This window comes from Lapillicoccus sp., from assembly GCF_036559105.1.
Lineage (GTDB): Bacteria > Actinomycetota > Actinomycetes > Actinomycetales > Dermatophilaceae > Lapillicoccus.
Genome location: NZ_DATBTV010000009.1, coordinates 1 through 5,236 on the forward strand (window position 1 = coordinate 1; position 5,236 = coordinate 5,236).

General features: G+C 72.4%; 6 protein-coding genes and 1 tRNA gene. 1 reads left to right on the plus strand and 6 read right to left on the minus strand.

The window, feature by feature from the left end:
- Positions 1–68: 68 nt before the first annotated feature.
- Positions 69–142: transfer RNA gene (locus tag VIG79_RS00730), tRNA-Pro, on the minus strand.
- A 166-nt stretch (positions 143–308) separates the two neighbouring features.
- On the opposite strand from VIG79_RS00730, the gene VIG79_RS00735 reads away from it, so the two are divergent.
- Positions 309–557: a hypothetical protein gene (locus VIG79_RS00735; protein WP_331880853.1), complete on the plus strand. Its 249-nt coding sequence runs from the start codon at positions 309–311 to the stop codon at positions 555–557.
- Positions 558–568: 11 nt separating this feature from the next.
- Here the strand turns inward: VIG79_RS00735 and der are convergent, their stop codons facing one another.
- The 5 genes from der to scpB all read right to left on the minus strand — a co-directional run.
- The gene (gene der / locus VIG79_RS00740; RefSeq protein WP_331880864.1) at positions 569–1,996 is read right to left on the minus strand and encodes a ribosome biogenesis GTPase Der; all 1,428 of its coding nucleotides are present in this window, start codon (positions 1,994–1,996) and stop codon (positions 569–571) included.
- Positions 1,997–2,124: 128 nt separating this feature from the next.
- Positions 2,125–2,832: a (d)CMP kinase gene (gene cmk, locus VIG79_RS00745; protein ID WP_331880856.1), complete on the minus strand. Its 708-nt coding sequence runs from the start codon at positions 2,830–2,832 to the stop codon at positions 2,125–2,127.
- A gap of 27 nt (positions 2,833–2,859) precedes the next feature.
- Complete coding sequence (locus tag VIG79_RS00750; RefSeq protein ID WP_331880858.1) at positions 2,860–3,942, minus strand: prephenate dehydrogenase; 1,083 nt, start codon at positions 3,940–3,942, stop codon at positions 2,860–2,862.
- A 5-nt stretch (positions 3,943–3,947) separates the two neighbouring features.
- On the minus strand, positions 3,948–4,904 hold the full coding sequence (locus tag VIG79_RS00755) for a pseudouridine synthase (protein ID WP_331880860.1): 957 nt from the start codon (positions 4,902–4,904) through the stop codon (positions 3,948–3,950).
- The coding region (scpB, locus tag VIG79_RS00760; RefSeq protein ID WP_331880862.1) for an SMC-Scp complex subunit ScpB at positions 4,901–5,236 on the minus strand (336 nt) is incomplete at its 5' end. The genes scpB and VIG79_RS00755, both read right to left, overlap by 4 nt.

Here is a 5,236-nt window from a genome sequence, read left to right on the forward strand (position 1 = left end):
ATCTTCAGGAACCACGGTGCGACACCGAAGGCGGCGCCGCGCCGCGCTGCTGACCTGCGGTTTTACTGTCGGGCTGACAGGATTTGAACCTGCGACCCCTTGACCCCCAGTCAAGTGCGCTACCAAGCTGCGCCACAGCCCGTGGCTGGCCTCCGCGAGGCCGTGGCTCCCCTGCCGGAGAGCGAACGAAAGGCTAGCGCACGGCATACAGGCGCCCGAAATCGCACCACGGCGCCGAGCCCACCCGACCAGTGGCGCGACCGACCCGGCAGGAGGACGCTGGGTGGCTCAGTGACGAGGAGGCTGCCTTGACCGATGACCCGGATGCCGACGCGGACCGCGAGAGCTTCGAGCACCACCGCGACATCTCGCACGAGATCCAGGAGGCCTGCGACACCGTCCTCGCCGCGGGCCTCGGGACCGACCACGGGGCCATCAGCGAACGGCTCCGCCTCGAGCTGACCTCCCGCGGCCACTGGCCGCAGCCATCCCACTGGGTCGAGGCGGTCGTCGAAGAGATCCAGATGGGCCACCACTACCGGGTCAGCGGGACGTAGCCGCGCGAAACCTACTTCCGGCGGCGCTTCTCCCGAACCCGGACGGACACCTCGATCGGCGTGCCCTCGAACCCGAACTCCTCGCGCAGCCGCCGCTCGAGGAACCGGCGGTACCCGGCCTCGATGAACCCCGACGCGAAGACCACGAACCGCGGCGGCTGGGTCGCCGCCTGCGTCGCGAACAGGATGCGGGGCTGCTTGCCGCCACGGACCGGGTGCGGGTGCCCGGCGACGATCTCGCCGAGGAAGGCGTTGAGCCGGCCGGTCGGGACGCGGGTCTCCCACGAGTCCAGAGCAAGCTCCAGCGCCGGGACGATCCGGTCGAGGTGCCGGCCGGTCAGCGCGGACAGGTTCACCCGCGGCGCCCACTGGATCTGCACAAGCTCCCGCTCGATCTCGCGCTCGAGGTAGTAGCGGCGCTCCTCGTCGAGCAGGTCCCACTTGTTGTAGGCCACGACGAGGGCGCGGCCGGTGTCGACGACCTGCTGGATGACCCGGATGTCCTGCTCGGCGATCGGCTCCTCGGTGTCGATGAGGACGACCGCCACCTCGGCCTTCTCCAGGGCGGTCTGGGTGCGCAGCGACGCGTAGAAGTCCGCGCCCCGGGTCTGGTGCACCCGCCGACGGATGCCTGCCGTGTCGACGAACCGCCACGTCTTGCCGCCCAGGTCGATGAGCTCGTCCACGGGGTCCCGGGTGGTGCCCGCGACCGAGTCGACGACCACCCGCTCGGTCCCCGCCAGCCGGTTGAGCAGCGAGGACTTGCCGACGTTGGGCCGGCCGAGTAGCGCCACCCGCCGTGGTCCGCCTCGCTCGTATGCGCCGCCGACCGCCGACACTCTCGGCAGCACCTCGAGGATCGCGTCGAGCATGTCGCCGCTCCCCCGCCCGTGCAGCGACGAGACCGGCCACGGCTGCCCGAGTCCGAGGTTCCACAGGCTCGAGGCATCGGCCTCGAAGCGTTGGTCGTCGACCTTGTTCGCGACGAGGACGACCGGCTTGCCGGATCGTCGCAGCAGCCGGACGACCGCCTCGTCGGTGTCGGTCGCGCCGACCATCGCGTCGACGACGAAGACGACGACGTCGGCCAGGTCCATGGCGACCTCGGCCTGCTCGGCGACGCGCAGGTGGATGCCGGTCGCGCCGACCTCCCACCCGCCCGTGTCGACCAGCGTGAACCGGCGGCCGGCCCACTCGGCGTCGTAGGCGACACGGTCGCGGGTGACGCCCGGGGTGTCCTCGACGACGGCCTCGCGGCGGCCGAGGATCCGGTTGACCAGGGTGGACTTCCCGACGTTCGGGCGGCCTACGACGGCGACGACCGGCTGCGGCCCCTCCGGGACCGGGACGAGCCCGTCTTCGCCGGAGGCCTCGAGGAGCGCGCGGTCCTCGTCGCTGAGGTCGAAGTCCTCCAGGCCGGCGCGCAGCACGCGCTCCATGCCGACGTCCGGCTCCAGCTCGGAGACGTCGGGAGTGGTGGGGTCGGACCCTGCGTCGGTCCCTGGGTTGGACACGTGAAGCCTCGATCGGTATGCCTGTGGTGCGGATGGGCGGACCCACCATTGTTTCAGGCCGGAGCGTGTTCCCGGACCACCGCCAGCACCGCGGCGATCGCCTCGTGCAGGTCCAGCGCTGAGGTGTCGACGGTCACGACACCGTCGGCAGCGGTGACGAACTGCGAGACCGTCGAGTCGTCGCGGTCCCGCCGGACGATCTGGTCGCGGGTGGCGGCCAGGCTGTCGGTGTCCGTGCCGCCGTGGATCTCCAGCGTCCGGCGCGCCAGCCGTGCGTCCTCGCTCGCGGTGAGCAGGACGCGCACGTCGGCGTCCGGCGCCACGACCGTGGTGATGTCACGTCCCTCGGCCACACACCCGCCGCTGCGCTCGACCGACTCGGCGATGATCGCCCGCTGGCGCAGTCGCATACTCGCCCGCACGTCGAGGTTCGTCGCGACCGCCGAGACGACGGAGGAGATGCGCGTCTTGCGGATCGCGGCGGTGATGTCGTGGCCACCGACCCGGACCCACGGCTCACCGGGGTCGGTGCCGACCTCCAACGGGAGGGTCGCCATCGTCGCGGCGACCGCCGCCCGGTCGTGCACGTCCACGCCCTCGTGGAGGCACCACCAGGTGAGGGCGCGGTACATCGCGCCGGTGTCCAGGTAGCCCACCCCGAGGTCCTGGGCCACGGCGCGCGCGACGGTCGACTTGCCGGAACCCGACGGTCCGTCGATCGCGACGACAATGTCGCCACAGGCGTCCGTCTCGGTGCTCATCGAGGCGTCAGCCTAGTCGTGGGATGACTAGTCATGGACGCGCCAGCCGCGGGCTTCGAGGGCGGCCAGCAGCTTCTCCACGGCGCCCGGGACGACCGCCACCTCGGCCAGCCCGAACGGCTGCCCGAGACCGTGTTCGAGGTGCAGGTCCTCGAGGTTGACGCCGGCCTCGCCCATCTCGGTGAAGAGCCGGCCCAGCGCTCCGGGCGTGTCCGGCACGACGACCACGACGGTCTCGTATGCGGTGGGGGCCGCGCCGTGCTTGCCCGGTATGCGCGCGACGCCGACGTTCCCGTGGCCGACGGTGCGGTTCACCACTTCCAGGGCGCCGCGGCTGTCGCCGTCGGCGAGCTGGTCGAGGGCGCCGATGACCTCGTCGAGGTCGGCGCGCAGAGCGGTCAACACGTCTCGGACGGCGGCGGCGTTCCCGGCCAGGATCTGGGTCCAGAGCCGGGGGTCGCTGCCCGCGATGCGGGTCACGTCGCGCAGCCCCTGACCCGCCAGGGCCACCGCCGGGTCGGACACGTCGCGGAGCCGGCCGGCGACGAGGCTGGCCGCCACCTGGGGTACGTGCGAGACCACGGCGACCGCCGCGTCGTGCTCGGCGGCGCCCATCACGCTGACGGCGGCGCCGACCGCGGTCGCCGCCTGGCGGACCAGGCCGACGGCGTCCGGCCGGCTCGTCCCGGTCGGGACGACCACCCACGCGCGACCGTCGAAGAGGTCGCCCCGGGCCGCTCCGGCCCCTGACCGCTCGCGCCCGGCCATGGGGTGCGACCCCACGTAGCGGGCCAGGTCTCCCCCACCGTCGCGGACGGCATGGGCCACCGACCCCTTCACCGAGGCCACGTCGGTGACCACGGCCTCGGGCCACCGACCGAGTGACTCGACGACCACGTCGGCCGCCACGTCGGGGGGCGCGGCCACGACGACGAGGTCGGGGTCGTCGGTGGACGCGTCGGCGATCTCGCCGGCCCCGAGGTCGCGGGCCAGCCGGGCGGCCGTCGGCGAGGGGTCGCTCAGCGTGACCCGGAAACCAGCGCGGCACAGGGCGATCCCCAGGCTCGTGCCGATGAGCCCGGTACCGACGACCCGGACGTGGACGCTCACCGTCGTCACATCCCGGCGGCGGCGTAGAGCTGGCCGACCTCGTCCGGCGTGAGGCGGCGGGTGCGTCCGGACTTGAGGTCGCCGAGGCGGATCGGACCGACCTGCACGCGCACGAGGGTCTCGACCGGGTGCCCGGCGGCGTCGAGCATCCGACGGACGATGTGCTTGCGGCCCTCGTGGATGACGACCTCGACCATCGCCTTGCCGGGCTGGCTGTCGACGACCTTGAACGAGTCGACCTTCGCCGGGCCGTCATCGAGCTCCACACCCTCGCGCAGGCGTCGACCGAGGTCCCGGGGCACCGGTCCGGCGATCCGCGCGATGTAGGTCTTGGCCACCCCGTGCGAGGGGTGCTGCAGCCGGTTGGCGAGGTCGCCGTCGTTGGTGAGCAGTAGCAGGCCCTCGGTGTCGGCGTCGAGGCGTCCGACGTGGAACAGCCGCTCGTTCCGGTTCCCGACGTAGTCGGCGAGGCTGATGCGGCCCAGCTCGTCGTTCATCGTCGAGACCACGCCGAGCGGCTTGTTGAAGGCGAGGTAGACGCGCGACTCGTCGAGGTTGATGCGAATGCCGTCGACGTGGACGACCTGGCGGGCCGGGTCGATCCGCACGCCGAGCTCGGTGACCACCTGGTCGTCGACCGAGACCCGGCCGGCGGCGATGAGCCCCTCACAGGTACGTCGGGACCCGACGCCGGCCGCGGCCAGCAGCTTCTGGAGCCGGACGCCGTCGGGGTCGTGGACGTCGACCTCGGGCCGCTGCTGCTGCCGGGGTAACCGGGTCGGCTGGCTGGGCTTGGTCGAGCCGGCGAACCTCGGACCGCTGCCCTTGGTCGGCCCGGTTCCCGTGGTGCGACGGTTGCCGCGGCTGCCGGATCCAGAGCCGGATCCAGAGCCTTTCCCGGCACCTTTCCCAGTGCCCTTCCCGGAACCCGAGCCGGGCTTGCGTCCACTGGGCGGTGTCATCCGCGTCCCCGTTCGGCCAGGTCGTCCAGGGCGTCCACCTCGGGCAGGAACGGCGCGATGGCCGGGAGCTCGTCGAGCGTGCCGAGACCCATCCGCTCCATGAAGTACGAGGTGGTGCCGTAGAGGATCGAGCCACCCTCACCCGCCTCGTCGAGCTCCTCGATGAGGCCGCGGGTGAGCAGCGTCCGGATCACCCCGTCGACGTTCACCCCGCGGATCGCGCTCACCCGGCCGCGGCTGACCGGCTGGCGGTAGGCGATCACGGCGAGGGTCTCGAGGGCGGCCTGGGTCAGCCGGGCCTGCTGCCCGTCGAGGAGGAACTTCTCGACGAC